Source organism: Olivibacter sp. EAT-5, assembly GCF_044784325.1.
Lineage (GTDB): Bacteria > Bacteroidota > Bacteroidia > Sphingobacteriales > Sphingobacteriaceae > Olivibacter > Olivibacter oleidegradans.
Map to the genome: position 1 here is coordinate 320,185 of NZ_CP173028.1, position 16,586 is coordinate 336,770.

General features: G+C 38.6%; 17 protein-coding genes. 2 read left to right on the forward strand and 15 right to left on the reverse strand.

Annotated elements, in window-relative coordinates:
* Nucleotides 1–10: 10 nt before the first annotated feature.
* Both ACH11B_RS01530 and ACH11B_RS01535 read left to right on the forward strand, forming a co-directional pair.
* Complete coding sequence (locus tag ACH11B_RS01530; RefSeq protein ID WP_130858292.1) at nucleotides 11–1,327, forward strand: RagB/SusD family nutrient uptake outer membrane protein; 1,317 nt, start codon at nucleotides 11–13, stop codon at nucleotides 1,325–1,327.
* Nucleotide 1,328: 1 nt separating this feature from the next.
* Complete coding sequence (locus ACH11B_RS01535) at nucleotides 1,329–2,693, forward strand: TlpA disulfide reductase family protein (RefSeq protein ID WP_165447079.1); 1,365 nt, start codon at nucleotides 1,329–1,331, stop codon at nucleotides 2,691–2,693.
* Here the strand turns inward: ACH11B_RS01535 and ACH11B_RS01540 are convergent.
* From ACH11B_RS01540 to ACH11B_RS01610, 15 genes are all read right to left on the reverse strand, one after another.
* Nucleotides 2,683–3,711, reverse strand: a complete 1,029-nt coding sequence (locus ACH11B_RS01540; RefSeq protein WP_130858294.1) for a hypothetical protein — start codon at nucleotides 3,709–3,711, stop codon at nucleotides 2,683–2,685. The two genes, ACH11B_RS01535 and ACH11B_RS01540, sit on opposite strands and share 11 nt — an antisense overlap.
* A gap of 10 nt (nucleotides 3,712–3,721) precedes the next feature.
* The gene (locus ACH11B_RS01545) at nucleotides 3,722–4,009 is read right to left on the reverse strand and encodes a hypothetical protein (RefSeq protein ID WP_130858295.1); all 288 of its coding nucleotides are present in this window, start codon (nucleotides 4,007–4,009) and stop codon (nucleotides 3,722–3,724) included.
* Nucleotides 4,010–4,120: 111 nt separating this feature from the next.
* Nucleotides 4,121–4,594 (reverse strand): MauE/DoxX family redox-associated membrane protein, encoded by a 474-nt coding sequence (locus ACH11B_RS01550; RefSeq protein ID WP_130858296.1) that lies wholly within the window; start codon nucleotides 4,592–4,594, stop codon nucleotides 4,121–4,123.
* 313 nt (nucleotides 4,595–4,907) lie between these two features.
* The gene (locus ACH11B_RS01555) at nucleotides 4,908–5,483 is read right to left on the reverse strand and encodes a Crp/Fnr family transcriptional regulator (RefSeq protein ID WP_130858297.1); all 576 of its coding nucleotides are present in this window, start codon (nucleotides 5,481–5,483) and stop codon (nucleotides 4,908–4,910) included.
* 85 nt (nucleotides 5,484–5,568) lie between these two features.
* Nucleotides 5,569–7,581 carry a conjugal transfer protein MobC gene (gene mobC, locus ACH11B_RS01560; protein WP_130858298.1) on the reverse strand — a complete coding sequence of 671 codons (2,013 nt, stop codon included), beginning with the start codon at nucleotides 7,579–7,581 and terminating at the stop codon, nucleotides 5,569–5,571.
* Nucleotides 7,578–8,864 carry a relaxase/mobilization nuclease domain-containing protein gene (locus tag ACH11B_RS01565; RefSeq protein WP_242627397.1) on the reverse strand — a complete coding sequence of 429 codons (1,287 nt, stop codon included), beginning with the start codon at nucleotides 8,862–8,864 and terminating at the stop codon, nucleotides 7,578–7,580. Before ACH11B_RS01565 ends, mobC begins: the two co-directional genes overlap by 4 nt.
* Nucleotides 8,846–9,256, reverse strand: a complete 411-nt coding sequence (locus tag ACH11B_RS01570; protein WP_130858299.1) for a mobilization protein — start codon at nucleotides 9,254–9,256, stop codon at nucleotides 8,846–8,848. The genes ACH11B_RS01565 and ACH11B_RS01570 overlap by 19 nt, the downstream gene beginning before the upstream one ends.
* Before the next feature lie 170 nt (nucleotides 9,257–9,426).
* Nucleotides 9,427–9,645, reverse strand: a complete 219-nt coding sequence (locus tag ACH11B_RS01575) for a hypothetical protein (protein ID WP_377612070.1) — start codon at nucleotides 9,643–9,645, stop codon at nucleotides 9,427–9,429.
* A 128-nt stretch (nucleotides 9,646–9,773) separates the two neighbouring features.
* Nucleotides 9,774–10,919, reverse strand: a complete 1,146-nt coding sequence (locus ACH11B_RS01580; protein ID WP_377612072.1) for a DUF418 domain-containing protein — start codon at nucleotides 10,917–10,919, stop codon at nucleotides 9,774–9,776.
* Between the two features lie 87 nt (nucleotides 10,920–11,006).
* Nucleotides 11,007–11,351, reverse strand: a complete 345-nt coding sequence (locus ACH11B_RS01585) for a four-helix bundle copper-binding protein (RefSeq protein WP_377612074.1) — start codon at nucleotides 11,349–11,351, stop codon at nucleotides 11,007–11,009.
* Nucleotides 11,352–11,379: 28 nt separating this feature from the next.
* Complete coding sequence (locus tag ACH11B_RS01590) at nucleotides 11,380–11,997, reverse strand: DUF305 domain-containing protein (RefSeq protein ID WP_377612076.1); 618 nt, start codon at nucleotides 11,995–11,997, stop codon at nucleotides 11,380–11,382.
* 10 nt (nucleotides 11,998–12,007) lie between these two features.
* Nucleotides 12,008–12,571: a helix-turn-helix domain-containing protein gene (locus tag ACH11B_RS01595; protein WP_377612078.1), complete on the reverse strand. Its 564-nt coding sequence runs from the start codon at nucleotides 12,569–12,571 to the stop codon at nucleotides 12,008–12,010.
* A 663-nt stretch (nucleotides 12,572–13,234) separates the two neighbouring features.
* Nucleotides 13,235–13,447 carry a heavy-metal-associated domain-containing protein gene (locus ACH11B_RS01600; RefSeq protein WP_377612080.1) on the reverse strand — a complete coding sequence of 71 codons (213 nt, stop codon included), beginning with the start codon at nucleotides 13,445–13,447 and terminating at the stop codon, nucleotides 13,235–13,237.
* Nucleotides 13,448–13,485: 38 nt separating this feature from the next.
* Nucleotides 13,486–14,331: an alpha/beta fold hydrolase gene (locus tag ACH11B_RS01605; RefSeq protein WP_377612082.1), complete on the reverse strand. Its 846-nt coding sequence runs from the start codon at nucleotides 14,329–14,331 to the stop codon at nucleotides 13,486–13,488.
* Nucleotides 14,332–14,349: 18 nt separating this feature from the next.
* The gene (locus ACH11B_RS01610) at nucleotides 14,350–16,578 is read right to left on the reverse strand and encodes a heavy metal translocating P-type ATPase (RefSeq protein WP_377612084.1); all 2,229 of its coding nucleotides are present in this window, start codon (nucleotides 16,576–16,578) and stop codon (nucleotides 14,350–14,352) included.
* Nucleotides 16,579–16,586 lie beyond the last annotated feature (8 nt).

A 16,586-nucleotide genomic window follows, 5' to 3' on the forward strand; every position in this document is an offset into this window, starting at 1 on the left:
ACTAAAAATAATGAAAAGCATATACTTATTTATGATCTTGATTTATCTGGCATCCTGCAAAAAATTTGTTGAGGTCGATATGCCACCCAATCAGTTATTTTCCGAGAATGTCTTTAATGATAAAACTTCGGCAAACGCCGCATTTTCCGGTATATACAGTGAGTTATCTACTATAACGCACCCATTAAACGCAGATATACAGATCGCAGCGTCTATGTACAGCGGTATTTTAGAATATACAAAATCTGAACAGAGCTATCTCGATTTTGGAAATAAGGCGATCCAGATCAATAACTCAATCGTAGGTAGTATGTGGACCGCTACATACCAAACGATTTATCAGGTCAATTTGGCAATACAAAAACTCCAGGCTTCTTCTTTGGAGTTATCGTTGAAAAATCAATTATTGGGAGAAGCTAAGTTCATTAGGGCATTCTGCTACTTCTATTTTGTAAGTCTATACGGTGGTGTTCCATTAATTACGGAAAATGCATATGAAAATAATGCAGGAGAAGCTCGTGCTATACCTGCAGCAATACATGAACAGATTTTAGCAGATTTAACAGATGCTATCGAATTGCTTGCGGATATCCGAGGCGAGGGTGAGAAAATCAGGCCCGATTATTTCTCTGCTTGCGCTCTGTTATCTAAAGTGTATCTATCCGTTGGAAATTGGCAGAAAGCTTTTGACTTCGCATCTTTAGTTATTGACCAGGGAGAATACGAGCTGGAACAAGATTTGCGCAATGTGTTCGCAAAGGAAAGTAAAGAAACGATTTGGCAACTAAAGCCATCATTTCCTTTTTACAACACCAACATCGGTCGAATTTTAACGCCTTCTTTAACAAATAACACGATTCCTAATTTCTGCTTAAGTGACCAATACATACGGTCATTTTTACCTGAAGACAAGAGATTTAAGGAATGGATTGGAAATAAAACCGTCGAAGAAAGGTCTTTCGCATTTCCTTATAAATACAAAGTACAGTCAGGAGGAAATCTGACAGAATATCAAGTGATATTCAGATTGGCCGAAATATATCTGATCCGGTCGGAGGCGGCTGTGAATCTTGGGAATTTTGAAGAAGCGCTGCAGGATATCAATAAAATAAGAGATCGTGCCGATCTGCCCCCTGTCGTTAATGAAATTTCGAAGACACATCTTATTGATATTCTCACTACGGAGGTACGTCATGAATTATTTACGGAATGGGCGAATGAATGGCTTGTTGAAAAGAGGCTTAATGATACTTCCATAAAGCTATGGCCGATTCCCTTAGCTCAGTTGGAGCTAAATCCAAATCTTGAACAAAATAATGGCTATTAAAATGAAAATCAGATTTTATTTGAGTGTATTTACTATCATATTATTTAGCATGAACGGTGCCTATGCCCAATCCATGGATATTAAGGAACTAAAGGTAAATGACACTATACCCAGCGAGTTGCTACTAGGCACGCCAAAGGATAGAACTGAACCGATCAAATTTTCGGACATTAAAAGAAAACTTATAGTGATAGACTTTTGGGCAAGCTACTGTCAACCCTGTATCAATGCCCTTCCTAAATTTCAAAAACTTCAACATATTTTTAGAGATGAAGTGCAGTTCTTAATCGTTACACATGAAGACGAAAATCGGGTAGAAGGCTTACTGAGACGATCAGAAATTACAAAAGAGATTGACTTTTCCATACCATTTTTGGTTCGGGATACCATACTGAGAAAATTGTTCCCACATCAGGTAATACCGCATGAAGTAATTATTGACTCCTCGGGTATCATTAAAGCCATTACATATGAATCGGAAATCACGGAAAAAAACATTCGCTTAGCTCTATACACCGATAAAATCAATGTAGCTTCCAAGAATGATTTTCAAGCTAATATCGATTCCATAAAATCGGACGAGCCTGAAATATGGTTATCTAGCCTACAGTTGGGAGGAAATGGTAGGGGCAGTGTAAAACACTATCGGAATAACGAATACATAAAATCCATAAGCTTGGAATTTACTCCGATAAATTTGTTTTATAAAGTTTATTCCTATTTCAAACTTGGTCAATTAGCTCCGCTGAATGTGAAAAGGGTTTTGGTACAGGTGAACGATTCTGCAAATTTTAAGAGATATGCAAATAGAGATTTACGTCCATTACCTTTCTTTCCGAGCCGATTTCCATACTTACATTACAACAATCGTCAAGAATACGATAATGATAACACATATATCTACAAACTCCATGTACCTTATGGAACAGCAGATTCTAGTATTTTCCGTGTTGCGATGGAAGATTTAAATCGTTATTTCCCGATTAAGGGAAAGGTTGAAAAACGAAAGGTACCAGTGTGGGTTATCCGCCGGAATAATAAACAACCGATAAAACCTTCAGACGGCGATAGCTCCAGATTAATACTTACAAATACGGAGATCGGCATTGTAAATAAGCCAATAGACGACATTTTCTTTTTACTGACCCGTTTTGTAAACGCTGATCCATTCATAAATGAAACTGGCCTGAAATATCCCATAGATCTTGTAGTAAATTTCAAAAACTCTAAGCTGCGAGATCCAAAAAATGGACTCGTTAACAATAGTCCTTTGGATAGCGAAATACTAAAAAACACGCTTGAGGACAAAGGATTGACAATGGTTCGGGAATATCGGGAAGTCGACTTATTAATCGTTAGTGACTAGTTAGGCGATTTAATCCCCGTATTCTGGAGATTAGTACGATATTATCATAATACAGCGCCGCTATAACACCTTTATTGTAAGCTAAGCTTTTGAAAATCTTGTTATTATGTAAAGGGAGATAAAAGCTCCCTTTATATTTTTCATTCATGAAATCGTAAATATCAACTGGCACATTTTTCAAATATTTCTGTCTCTCTTCATTGTCTGCTTTCAAGTTGGAACAGACAAAAATTAAATTTTTATAGATACAGCTTTTTTTGTTCGTTACCAGCAATGGTTTTCGACGATCCATATCGGGATTATACTTGATTGTATCAATAGTGTTCAGTGTTTTTTTTCTATGCAGAGTAGTGTCAAAAATTACAATGTTGTTGTTATAATAGTGCATATAGATACAGAGGCCAAATGCCTCGGCATAGTGCAGCTGACCATCTGTACTTAGTCCGCTATTATTGCTTTTGAAAGTAATATCATGCTCCCATTGCGAAATCGGATCATTTGTATTGATATACCTAAATCTCATATCCTTGGTATTACGAGAATACTGCCTGATCACGAAGGAGTGTCGGGAAATTCTTAGCGCATATGAAAAAGGGTTATCTGTTATTCTTTTTTGGGATAGTGGTTCAAGCTCGAAAATAGATGCAAGTTTTTTTGCAAAAAGGGTGACATCATCGCAATTTCCGCTCATTGAATAAGAGAATGTACTACCTATTATTGCCTTAAGAGAATCAGATAAGTTCCATTGTAATGTCTCTGTCCTGAGAGCACTAAGATGCAGGACTTTTATGATGCCCGGTGAATCAGTTGAAAAAAGTATCTTCGAATCATCAAAATATATTATTTCTCTTAAAGGACTGCCGAAGTTTATCCTTTTTGGGTCCTGTAACTCTATATCTAAAAATTTTCTAAAAAAACCGTTGCTGCGCTTATTTGGAAAATCGGTGTTTTCCCAGAGTAGGAAAACAAGGCTGAGACCAAGCAAGATTGCAGCAACGATTTTAAGAACAATTGTCATGGCTGACTAATTAGAACTTAGTTGCTCCTCCGTTCCATTCCTCGATATTGTTTGGATTTCCGACTTCTTGAGCGCATTCTTGTCCCGAAGACGGACATAGTGCTTGGACTGTAGCCAAATCTCCTTCAAGTCCAAAGTTTGGATGGCTTTCATCTGTTATTCTGTACACTTCCTGAACTTTAGTCATCGGAGTTACTGAAACTTCAGCAGCATTTACTTTGTTATCATCATTCATTACCCAGTTTGCAACACCGACCAACCCTGCGGCCAGTGTTATTCTTAAAATTATTTTTTTCATTTTTTTTGTTATTCAAGTTTATCTGTTAATTCGCTTTTCATGGTAGAAGAGACCGTCGTACAGTTGTTCATCATGGCGGTGGATGAGGAAATAAGGTGTTCAAAAATTTTTTCATAATCCTATTTGTTTTTGTTGGTTGGTTTCCTGAAGTGCGACTCCGGTTATGGCTAGAATTAAAAATATGATATTGAATATCAGATGCTCTTCCCAAGTGAGTGATTCAACGGCTGCCGAGCACAAGCAAGACGTAAAATAACTGTAATTAACTAGCATGTATATATAAGCGGTAAATAAGCTCATAAGAAAAACCGATGCGTACAAGCCTTTTAATCTTGTTTTATCTATACTTAATGCAACGGCCACTGCCAACTCAACCAATGGTGTCCCTATTGCAATTATGAAAGCATAATTCATAAGAAATGGGGACTTACCCAATTCGCTGTAAAACCTCTCAAAGCGAATTGCCTTGTCAAATGCAGTTAAACCAAAAAGAGCAATGAGAAGAATAGCAACTACTTCCAATGTTATATCTTGCCAACTCTTCCTTTCCTTTTTTCTTTTTATGTCGATATACGAGGCATCCATCTTAGTATCTTAAAAGTTGTGATCTAATATGATAAAGTTCTGAAAGTGAGAAATAAATCTTTGTATCAGTTTTCGAAAACTTTTGTCGGATATGAGACATGGTCTTGTCGTAAAAGACACAGATTCTTGTCACAAAAGCGATAAATTTTTAGGTCATTAAACATGCTTAAGCAGCCTTTATGTTAAACTAGAGCAGTTTTGAAAGAAATGTTGTGTGGAATAAAATGGTTTCACCCCATAAAAATCGTCGGTGTGAAAATCTGCTTATTTTTGGCTTGATGTAGAGAAAACCTACGATTTTACAGTAGTGATTTTATTTGATAATCTTGTACAGATATCTCCTGTCAATTTGTAGGTATTGGGCCTGTTGTTCAATGGTCAATTTTCTGGCAAGATCAGGATATTCCATAAGAAAGTAATTATATCGGTCTGTTGCATTTTTAATTCGCAGCATGATCTCTCTTCCGGCACCTTCCACTACGGCCTCTTCATAAATTTCCAGCAGCATTCTGTACATATTGATGTTGTTGCGTGCAATGGCATCTGCGCGTAAAAGGTTAAGGGCGTATCCTTCTGTATCATTTAAAACCTGAATAAGTTCCTCTTTTTTTGTTCCGGATAGAAAGCCATTACCCGGCACTATAAAACCTTTGTCGATTATCCATAAGCAGTAGTCTCCACTGGATTTAGAAACCACACTTCTTACCAGACCACCTGTGATATAATAAAGATATGCAGTAGAAATACCTGTAGGATAGGAAATCACCCAGCTTCGTTTAAATGAAATTGGGGAGAAGAGATCCTCTAACAACATGATGGTCTTTTCGTTAGCTGTTTTTAGGGATTGTAGTCTTTGTCGTAATTCCACCATAGCCTGAATTTTATTCATAAAGGAAAAATTATTTTTTCAATAAAATGGGTGGTGAGGGTGGCGCGGATTAACCACCCATTTTACAATCGATTAAAAAAGTACTTTATAAAGACAGGGAAGTCTGTTCAGGAGGCGTTGGAATATTTTTTGGAAGGGTATCATTTTCTTTGGGAAGTGATCCGGTCATCTTTGCCAACTCTTTTGTTATCAACTGCTGTATATCATCTTTTATACTGAGATAGGTTTCCTGTATATCTGCTGCTGTTACCTTTTCAACAAGTGGTATATCTCTATAGGAAGCTTCTTCTGCCTTTATAACTTCATGGTCATTCTGTATTTCTGCATGAAAAATTTTCTGTGGTATCTTACAGTCCGGGTTGTCGGCAACAACGCCAACAAACACGCCTGATGAAAGTGTTGCTATCTTGCTTGCCGGAATGGCGGCATCCAACTGCGTAGATTTTGAGATGGATGTGTCACTGCTGTTTATGCTCAGACTCTGTCGATCCTGAACAATTTTGCCAAACGTCTCCGATAACTTTTTTGCAGTATCGCCGGTCACCTGTCCGCTGATAATATTCCCGACAATTCCGGTTATTACATCTGCTTGGTCGGCCCCGTAATCTTTTTTTAGCTGGCTGAAATCCTGAACGGCTAATACCGTGGCCACTTTGTTGCTCCTTGCTGTGGCAATAAGGCTATCAATATTGTTAAAGTAGATCGTTGGAAACTCATCAAAAATAAGGCTGCTTTTAAGTTGGCCTTTCCTGTTGACCAGTTTTATCATTCTTGAAATGAAGAGGGAAAGTATAGGGCCGAACACCTGTAGTTTCTGCGGGTTGTTACCAACGCATACGATTTTTGGAGCTTTTGGGTTATTAACATCCAAGGTAAAATCATTGCCGCTCAGAACATAATATAACTGGGGCGAGGATAATCTGGCCAATCCGATTTTTGCGCTGGCGATCTGCCCCTCCAGCTGCTCTTTTGCGTTATTCTGAAAAGCAGATATAAATGGGTTGATCAGTACCTTGATCTGCTCCTCCTGTTGTAATACGGCAAAAAGCGGATCGTAATCCACCTGCATTAGCTCTATAACATGCGGCAAGGTACAATATCTCCCATTTTCATACTTCCGAAGAAACCAGATAATGGCTGTTAGGAAGTTTATGGGACTCTCTACAAAGAAGTCACCTTCCTTTTTTATCCAGTCGCGGTTAAGGCCAAGCATAATGGTACGGCTTGCCTCCGTAGCATCGGTAATATCGTCCATACTTTCGGGATCCAAGGGATTGCACCGGTGATATATTTTCTCGAAATCAATCACCCAGAAAGTTGGCTTCACGGCATAATTCTTCCGATATCTCAATAATGCATTATAGGTAATCCTGGACAGATCATCGAATTTAAAATCATATAAGAAGACGGAGAACCCCTTTTTTATATGCTGATCAATGATATGGCGGATGACAAAATAACTTTTCCCTGCACCGGGGGTTCCCGCTACCAATAGTCCTCTGAAAAGATTGATAAAGTTTATCCAACCGTTCCTTATCTTCCCCTTAAGCTGATATTTTGTCTGAAGGTTAACGGAAAATTCGTTTTCCAATAGCCGTTCTTCCTGTGGAAAGGTTTCATTCTCTGTATTGAAGATATCATGGCTAAGCTTTTCTTTTAATAGCCTTGAGAGGTATACGCCTCCCGTTAGGATCAGGAGGTAACCTATTGATGTCATCAGCATATAGAGTGCTGCAATGACCGCTATTCGTGTAGGGAGATAAAAACAAAGTATACTTATGAAGTAAAGTAACAGTCCGGTAATAATATAGCAAACGATCACCCTTACCTTCATCTTTTCATCCTTTTTGCCCTTTGCTCCCAACAGGGATATCGACAGCAAACCCAGTGCAGCAAGTTTGGGCAAGAAGATGTGGGAATAAAGGCCCGTCTTTGCAATAACACTTATGATTCGATTGGTAATTTCTGCTGTCCAGCCCCATTGTTCAAAAACTTTATAACAGCATAGGTAAAAATGGATAGCCAATATGAATATGCTGATCAGTCTGGAAAAGTCTATAATTTTCCTTAAGCCCTGTATATCTTCTCCTGTGTTCATGGTTGTTTTCGCTTTATCTGTCTTTTTTTCTTTTTGGAAGTAATAGAAGGTGCATATCCGGTATACTCGGGATTCAGAAGGTCTTTCAGTATTTTATCGGTTGTAGTGGAGACAGTCAGATTGGAAAAGTTGGTTTTTCCGGCATGTTGAAGGTGCTTTTCTTCACTGTGGGGTTTTAGGTAACTGTTTATTCTTTTTGGCTTCGCCAGATAGGTCTTGACCTTATCGTTTTCGGCAAGTTTTTCCTTCAGGGCTTTTGCACTGTAAGCTTTCCCAAGACTGCTGCCATTAAAAACGGTTTTACACCGGTGATCAATAAACGTGGTGCCGTATATAAATCCTTCTTCGTTCTGGCGGAAAAAAAGCGCTATCTCACTTTTCTGTAATTCGGTATTCAAGGTCTGTTTGGTGATGCCTTCATACCTGTTAAGCACCTGGTCGATCCGCTCTTTTAGATCATCGCGATACGGCTTCCTTTTCTCGACATTCTGTTCAAACTTTCTTTCCAACCGTTTAAGGATAGGTTTACTATAAAAGCTGCTTGCTTTGATCGGAACTCCAACCTTATTGCCCTGTCTGTCCAGCACTGAATAAAGAAGACCTTTTTTTCTGAACATTTCGCTTTCCTCACTCCCCCTGTCTGCCACGACATTGAACTGTTTGAGCACTGCATTAAATTCTGCAAGTGACGTGAACTTATAGCTATTCATCACCGTCGTAACCACACTGCCGATTGCCCTTTTGGTAGGCAAATGACCATATTGTATTCTCTCAGGATCAATTGCCTTTATAGCTGGCTCTGGATGATATGTTTTGCTCTCCGCTTTTATCAGGCCAAATTCTTTCTCTATGAATTTTCTTGCCTGTTCCGATTTTATCCTTCCTATGTTATGTAGGTTGATAGAGTTGCCATCCTTTTTTATATTTACCGTTGCGATGTGGAAATGCTGATGGGAAACATCGTGATGCCGATATACCAGAAAAGGTTGGTCACCAAACCCGATACCTTCCATATAGGCTGCTGCGATCTGTTGCATTTCAGCGTCGACCAATTTTTCACTTGAATGGAAGTTAAGTGAAATATGAAGTGCATTCGTTTTTACGCTTGGTTTGAGATTGGTTAGATGTTCAAATCGCGTAAGTTTATGAGCGAAATTCAACTTTTTGATGTCATCTGCAAACCCACTGGCCATAATCAGCGTGGCAGAACCTTCCGCAACCTTCTGCTCGTTATAATGCAATATGCCCCGAATACTTTTACCTATCATGATCTTTGCAACCATTTTTCAGCAAGTTTTGAAACGATATCCAATAGCCGTTCTATTTTTGGTTCCATCTGTTTATAGGTACTGGCTGTTTTAAGGGCAAAAAAAGCCCGTTCAGCCTCACTCTGACTGGTGTGAAAACGATGCGTCTGCTGATTGATATTGACACCTATTGCTTTGATCTCTTTTCTTATCAATGCAAGCTCTTCCATAGGACCATTCATAGAAACATCCCTATGCAGGTAAGTTATCCGTTGTTTTAAGAGCGTCTTTCTGACCACTTCTCCAATGCTCCTGCAATTACTTTCTTTCCGGATTTTTTCGAGCTTATTAAACTCATTTAAAGTGACTCTAATAACAATCGGATTAGTAAGTACCTGTTCTTGATTTTTGATTTCTTTCCTTGGCATAAATCACACCTTTTAGAAAGTTCAGACTTTACGAGTTCCGAGTAAAGTCTCCGGCCTCAAGGACGGCAAAGATATTTTCGTATACGAAAATACATCTTTGCTGCCGACTCTCGTTGGCCGTAACGGACCTGCCCAGACATAGCACGAACTCCGATTATACATTGAACATTTTATCCTGATTTACTTTGACTTATTTGGAGAATTGCGGGTGACTTTCTGTGTTGTCTTCTGATGAATGGAGTGGGATAAACTGATGAATGGAGTGGGATAAAAGACCGGAGCAATTGCCTGATCTTAGTGCGGGTATTTCTTACGGGCTTGATAATCGGTTTCAGATCCTTGTATAGATCTGCTTTTCTAATGGTCTTTTTTTGTGTGTTCCTTTTCATGGCTTTGACATTATTTCTGTCAAAGTTGAGGGGATTTAGTCAGATTATTTGACAACATACTGGGGAGTGGTGAAAGAAAATTCAAAAAGCTTTGTTTCTGAAACCGTATTAGGCCGTTGCTTCATATCTTACAAGTTTCTTTCATGTATGTTACAACGATATTTTAGGTCAGTACTGATTCGCCAGAACCATTCCAAAGGACCAAGTTTATATTTTTTAAACCACCATTGTGAAATCTTTATCTGAGCTATATAAAAAATAATTGCAAGCAAAATAGTGATTGACAGGCCATAAGCTCTAGAAAGGTTAAGGTTACTATGAAATAAAGCATAAAAGAACACAGTCTGAACAATGTAATTGGTCAGCCCCATTCTTCCAATAGCAGCAAATGCCTCTAACTTTAAAATACTTATTCTGGCAAAAAGAAGATACCCGAGAGCAAATGTAAATATGTAAATTGACGATAGCATTAGTTCCATTGCTGAAAGCCTTACAGACATAAAAAAGCTAAAAATCTTCGATTGGAAAAGTCTATCATGAAATAGATGACTGGACAACCAAAGAATGATGAAGGATAAAATAGAATATATTAGACATTTCCTTAGTACTATAACATTTCTTGAAAAAGTTAATAAATCTCTCTCTCCAAGCCATTTACCAAAAATGAATAACCCGATTATCATAAAGAAAAGTCCCGATGAAATTTGCCTCGAAGCAAACTGTGGCAAATATGAGCCCCCTATTTTTAGGGGACTAATAAACGTGTATATTTCTTCTTTGTAAGAAAAGCTAAGAGAACTTAATAAAAAGAAGAAAATAAATATATACAGACAGTTTCTTCCGGTTACTTCCTTAAGTGTTAGCAAGAGTAAACCTATTACTGCATAAATCTGAAGAATGTCAAATGGATAAAGTAAATTGTGCAGAAAGCCTATACAAAAGAGGATAATGAGTCTCCAAATATATTTGAATGAAAATTTTTCTTCTCTATTTCGAGCATTTTTTAGTTGGATGGAAAAACTTAAACCAAATAAAAAAGAGAATATTACATAAAACTTTTTGTGTACAAAAAGAGCTAAAATAAGACTAATATACTTATCGGTATTACTTAAGGCATGGATGCCTATTGAAAGTCTGTATATGCTCTCGGCATGCGCAAGGATAATGCCAAATAGACAGAATCCTCTTAAGGCATCGATAATATCAATTCTAACAGGTTGTTGTATCTTCCTTTCTTCAAATGGTTCTGTTAAGGTTAGATAGGTATTAAACATACAGATAACATCGGTTTAGCATATGACTTTCAATTAATTTACTATGAATCATCGGGACTCCATCCTCAAAAGAGCCCCGATGATCAACTAAGCTACATGGGTCATTTCCTCACATGCTTGCGCACATTTGCGGCAAGCTTCCGCGCATTCGCGGCAATGCTCCATGCCCATGCTGGCATGTTTTTCACATTCCTCTGCGCAGGCGTTGCAAATTTCAGCGCAGATTCTACAAAAGTGTTCACTGTAGTTACTTCCCAAGCTCATAACTTCAGCTGTTGATCGACAAATCGCTGCGCATTCGAGATCCAATTGAATGCACCTTTTAAGATGGCTTACATCTTCTTCATTTAAGCATGCGATAGCACAGTGGTTGCAGATAACTGCACAAGCATTACATGCTTCAATACAGTTTTGATACCGTTGATGTGACATAGATAAAATGTTTGATGTTAAAAAATGATTAATTGTTCCGATTGGTCAGTACCCAATCCTGTAATTCGGCGATCTCTTTTTGTTGGTCGTCGATTATCTTCCTTGCCATAGCTCTTGTTTGTTCATTTTTACCTAATTGCAAGAGCAGTTGGCTGCTTTCGATTGCACTTTGATGATGGACGATCATCAACGTTGCAAAATCTTCATCAATATTACCGTTGATAATCTGTAAATCGGCATTTTTAGATGATTTTTCCATTCCTTCCATTGTTCTCATCTGAAATTCTTCATTGACAACTGATGGCTCATTGCTTTCGATGAAAGCTGTTAATTCTTCTATTTCGGCAGTTTGTGCTACGATGATAGTTTCAGCCGTCGTACGCATAGTAGTGTTAGTTCCTGCGGATAATTCTTGATTGGACATCTTAATCGCTCCCTCGTGGTGCATACGCATCATCATGGCAAAATCGATGTCTGGATCTTTTGTGAACTGCATAGCATTCATATTATCCATCATTTCATGCATGATATCCATCATCATGTTTTTATCATGCTCCTCAATTTTAATGGTGTCGTCGTCTTTTGAACAGGACGAAAATGTAAAGACAGTTAATGCCGTCAGCGTTAGTTTAACGATGTTCTTCATAGTAGATGTTTTAAACTTTATCTAGTGATAATCTTACCTGGTTATTTAGCCTTTTGAACTGGCTAGGTGTCATACCTGTAATGGACTTAAATTGATTGGAAAGATGAGCATTGCTACTGTAACCCATTTCGTACGAAATTTCATTGAGGGTTAACTCTCCATACAATAATAATTCTTTCACTCTTTCGATTTTCTGCTGAATAATGTATCGCTCAATGGTAACGCCCTGAGAATCGGAAAAAAGACGGCTTAAGTAAGCCTGATCTTTATTTAGACGCTTGCTGACATGGCTCATTATACTTTCATTTAAATTTTTAAGATCAGAATGGTGAACAAACTGAATCACAACATTTTTTATCCGTTCAATAAGTTGATTCTTTTCTTTACTAAGTAGTTCGAATCCTAAGATGTGTAAAGAGGAACTTATTTGATGCAATTGATCCTCTGTGGGATTGGGCAATATCATGACGGTACCTAACGATATCTCCGGCACCTGCAATCCCAGATTTTCCAATTGTTGGCGAACAACCATAATACAGCGGTCGCACACCATGTTCTTAATATGTAATAACATGTAATATTCAAGCTTAATAAAATAATAGAGTTCCAACCCCTAGAAAGAGTTTTACGAAAAAGCTCGAATGTAATAACATGTAATATTCAAGCTTAATAAAATAATAGAGTTCCAACCCCTAGAAAGAGTTTTACGAAAAAGCTCGAAATCAAATAAGAAAAGTTTGGTTTAATATATAAATGGGCTTCTTTCGGACCTTAGGTGGCCCAGTATCCATAGTACCCAGCTGTATTTTTACCTCGGATGTATTAAATGTAGATAAGAAGTTGCTTTCTTGATTGAAAACGCAATATAATAATGATTGGTCTATCGCCTGTTTATGGGTTGGGATATTTTCCTTAATGACAAATTCGCCATGTTCCTTACAACAATCGCAGTCTTTTCCTTTATCGCAAGTTTTCTTTGATGTGTGATCTTTGCGTTTATTATTGTGTGCTATCGAAATCGTCGTTGAATCGTTTTTGAACAGATAGGCGCCGCTACAATGCAAAATACAGACAAACAAACCTGTTGTAAGTAACAGATAGAATGCTGCAAAACTTATGGCTCCTACTTTTCTCATATCACTTCGCCGAGAACCGGTTCCTAATACTAGTACATAATGTATTCTTATTTTGTTTTTAAAAAAACAAAAAACAGGTAGAAAATTCTACCTGTTTGAAATTAGACCTTTTCAGCCTTATAGCCAGCTTGTTCCAAAGCATATATTACCTTCTGGTCATTTAGAGATTGATCTCCCTGAACAGTTAGTATTTTGTCCGCACTAGCTGTATCGACTTGCCATTTTTCTATTTCTGAAACCTTATTCAGGAAAGGAGTAACAGTTTCTATACAGCCGCTGCATTTGATGTTTGTTTTGAATTTTAATGTTTCCATGATTTTATTTGATGAATTAATAAGTTTAAACTGCTTTACTATTTATATAGACTTTTCTCTGATGGTAGATCATTTATAAACTGTTTTATAGATGGCGCCAAGGTTTTTGAGAAATCATCGACTGTCCGAATGTCGTTTGAAAGTGATGCGATCGAAAGCTGTGCATTAGCCAAAAGTCGCACTAAATTTTTGGCGAGTGCGGCAGGATGCCGGTCATCATCTCCCGGTATGATGAACGTTGGCATGGCAATATCTTCTAATTCTTTATAATTGTAAAAGGCCCGGTCGTATACTATTGCCGCTGCAGCCGCAATACTTGCCGGTTCCGAACGGGATACGGCATCTCTCACCATATCTCCAATAACAGGCGATAGATTCTTAAGTATAGGTTCCCAAGCTGCCTCCAAACCATCAATTAACACTCGCGTTGCAAACGTTTCCAACAACTCAATTTCTTTGACTTTTGCTTCGTCGTCTTCAATTTCTTCAATACTAATAAGAATCAGTGCCTGTATCCTGTCCGCAAAAGTCATGGCCGATTTGAGCGCTATCGTCGTTCCTATTCCAGCTCCTCCCAATACTACCGAAGGTACCTGGAGATAATCGATGAGCGCCCTAACATCCGTCGCATATCGATTCCATGTATATGAGTTTCTATCGTAACAAACTGATCTTCCGTACCCCCTTAAATCCGGCAGAACAATTGTATGTTTATCAGATAGTTCTTTTGCTAACGGAATGAGGCTTTGATGGTCCGGGCCACCTCCATGCATCAGAATGACAACTGAATTTTCGTTTCTTTCGGTAGCATTAATCGAAGTCGCATAAAGGCGACAACCATCACTGCTTGTATAGGAAAAATCCTGTATATTATTTGTTCGCATTAGTTGTTTTTAATTCAATTATTTTTGCCATTTTAAACGAAGGCTATTACTAACAACAGAGACTGAACTTAATGCCATCGCTGCACCTGCAATCATCGGATTCAGCAGGAATCCGTTAATCGGATAGAGAATTCCGGCAGCAATGGGGATGCCGATCAGGTTATATATAAATGCCCAAAAAAGATTCTGCCTTATCGTTTTAACCGTTTGCCGCGAAAGACGGAGCGCCTTGGGAATTTGCTGTAAATCGGATGATACAAAAGTCATTTTTGCTACATCAATCGCAATATCCGATCCTTTTCCCATAGCAATGGAAAGATCTGCCTGTGCCAATGCCTGACTATCGTTTATACCATCGCCGATCATGCCAACAACTTTTCCTTCTGCCTGCAACTTTTTAACGAAATCCGCTTTGTCCGTAGGGTAAACTTCAGCCCTATAATTTGTGATTCCCACTTGAGAAGCAACTGCGGCAGCTGTTTGTTGGTTGTCTCCTGTAAGCATATAGACTTCTATGCCTTTCTTCGTTAATACCTCAACAGCTTTTATTGATCCTTCTTTAATGCTATCGGTTATAGCCACTATAGCAAGTACTTGTTTATCATTCAAGAAATAGATAACAGTTTTTGCCTGTTCCTGCAATTCGGACACCTGCCTTTTTAGGATCGCAGGGATCTCAATATGAAGATCACCTAACAGCTTGCTGCTTCCTGCCAAATATCTGTCGCCTTCAAATTTGGCCTCCACCCCCTTACCTGTGAGGCTTTCAAAATGTTGAACATTCGCGGCAACAATATCGGCGGACTTAAAATGTTTCATGATAGCCTCTGCCAAAGGATGTTCCGAATGTTGTTCGAGCGCAAGAAAAATGCTTTCCAATTTCGATCGATCGATTGGCAATTTTGCGTTCCAGTGAATATCTGTAACTGTCGGTTTACCCTCTGTTATTGTTCCTGTTTTATCTAGTATGATAGCATTTACCTTATAGCCTACCTCCAATGCCTCGGCATCTTTTATAAGAATACCGTGTTCAGCACCTTTTCCGATGCCAACCATGATAGCGGTAGGAGTAGCCAGGCCGAGCGCACATGGGCAGGCGATTACCAAAACCGTAACCATTGCCAGCATACCCTGTGTAAGGGCATGTTCACCTTCTATTAAAACCCATGTGCCTAGAGTAATTAAGGAAATCAGAATAACAATCGGTACAAAAATACCAGCGATTTTATCGACAAGCTTCTGAACGGGGGCTTTCGATCCCTGAGCATCCTGTACTAACTGGATGATCTGTGATAACATGGTATCGGAACCAACTTTCTTGGCAACGAAACGGAAACTTCCTTTTTGATTAATAGTACCTGCATAAACTGTATCTCCGGTGGCCTTGATAACGGCAATGGGCTCGCCCGTAATCATGCTCTCATCAACATAGGATGTCCCCTCGTATACTTCCCCATCTACCGGAATCTTTTCTCCCGATCGTACCAATAATTTGTCGCCAACTTGTACTTCGGCAACGGATATTTCCTTTTCGCCTTCTTCTGTGATGATAAAGACGGTTTTTGGTTGCAATCCGATTAATTTTTTGATGGCGGAAGAGGTATTGGATTTAGCTTGTTCTTCAAGCAATTTACCCAGCATAATGAAGAGGATCACTACAGCAGCAGCTTCGTAATATACGTGGGAATGAAGGCCTCTCTGCTGCCAGAATTCGGGATAAAAAGTATTGAAAACACTAAAAAGGTAAGCGATGCCGGTACTTAAAGCGACGAGTGTATCCATATTGGCCCTTCCATGTTTTGCTTGTTTATATGCATTGATAAAAAAGCTTTTTCCGAAGATAAACAGTACAGGAGTTGCCAATAGCAGCATGATATAATTGGCGTAGGGCATATCCATTAGGAACATCCCGAGAATAACAATGGGTATAGTTAGAATAGAAGTAGCAACAATTCTGGTTTTTAGCGTTTTGTATCGATTTTTCTGTGTTTCCTCTTGCACTTCTTTACCTCTTTCCATATCCAAAACTAGGTCATATCCGATAGACTGGACTGCTTCCCTGAATTTATTTGGCTGAACCGTAGCCGGATTATATGCGACCTTTACGGTTTGGGTAGCATAGTTCACCTCAGCATTATTCACTCCGAAGAGCGATTTGACCATTGACTCTACGCTTACGGCGCAGGCTGCACAGGTCATTCCCAACACGGGGAGTGAAATGGTTTCTATATTTTCTTTACTTAACATTTCCTTTG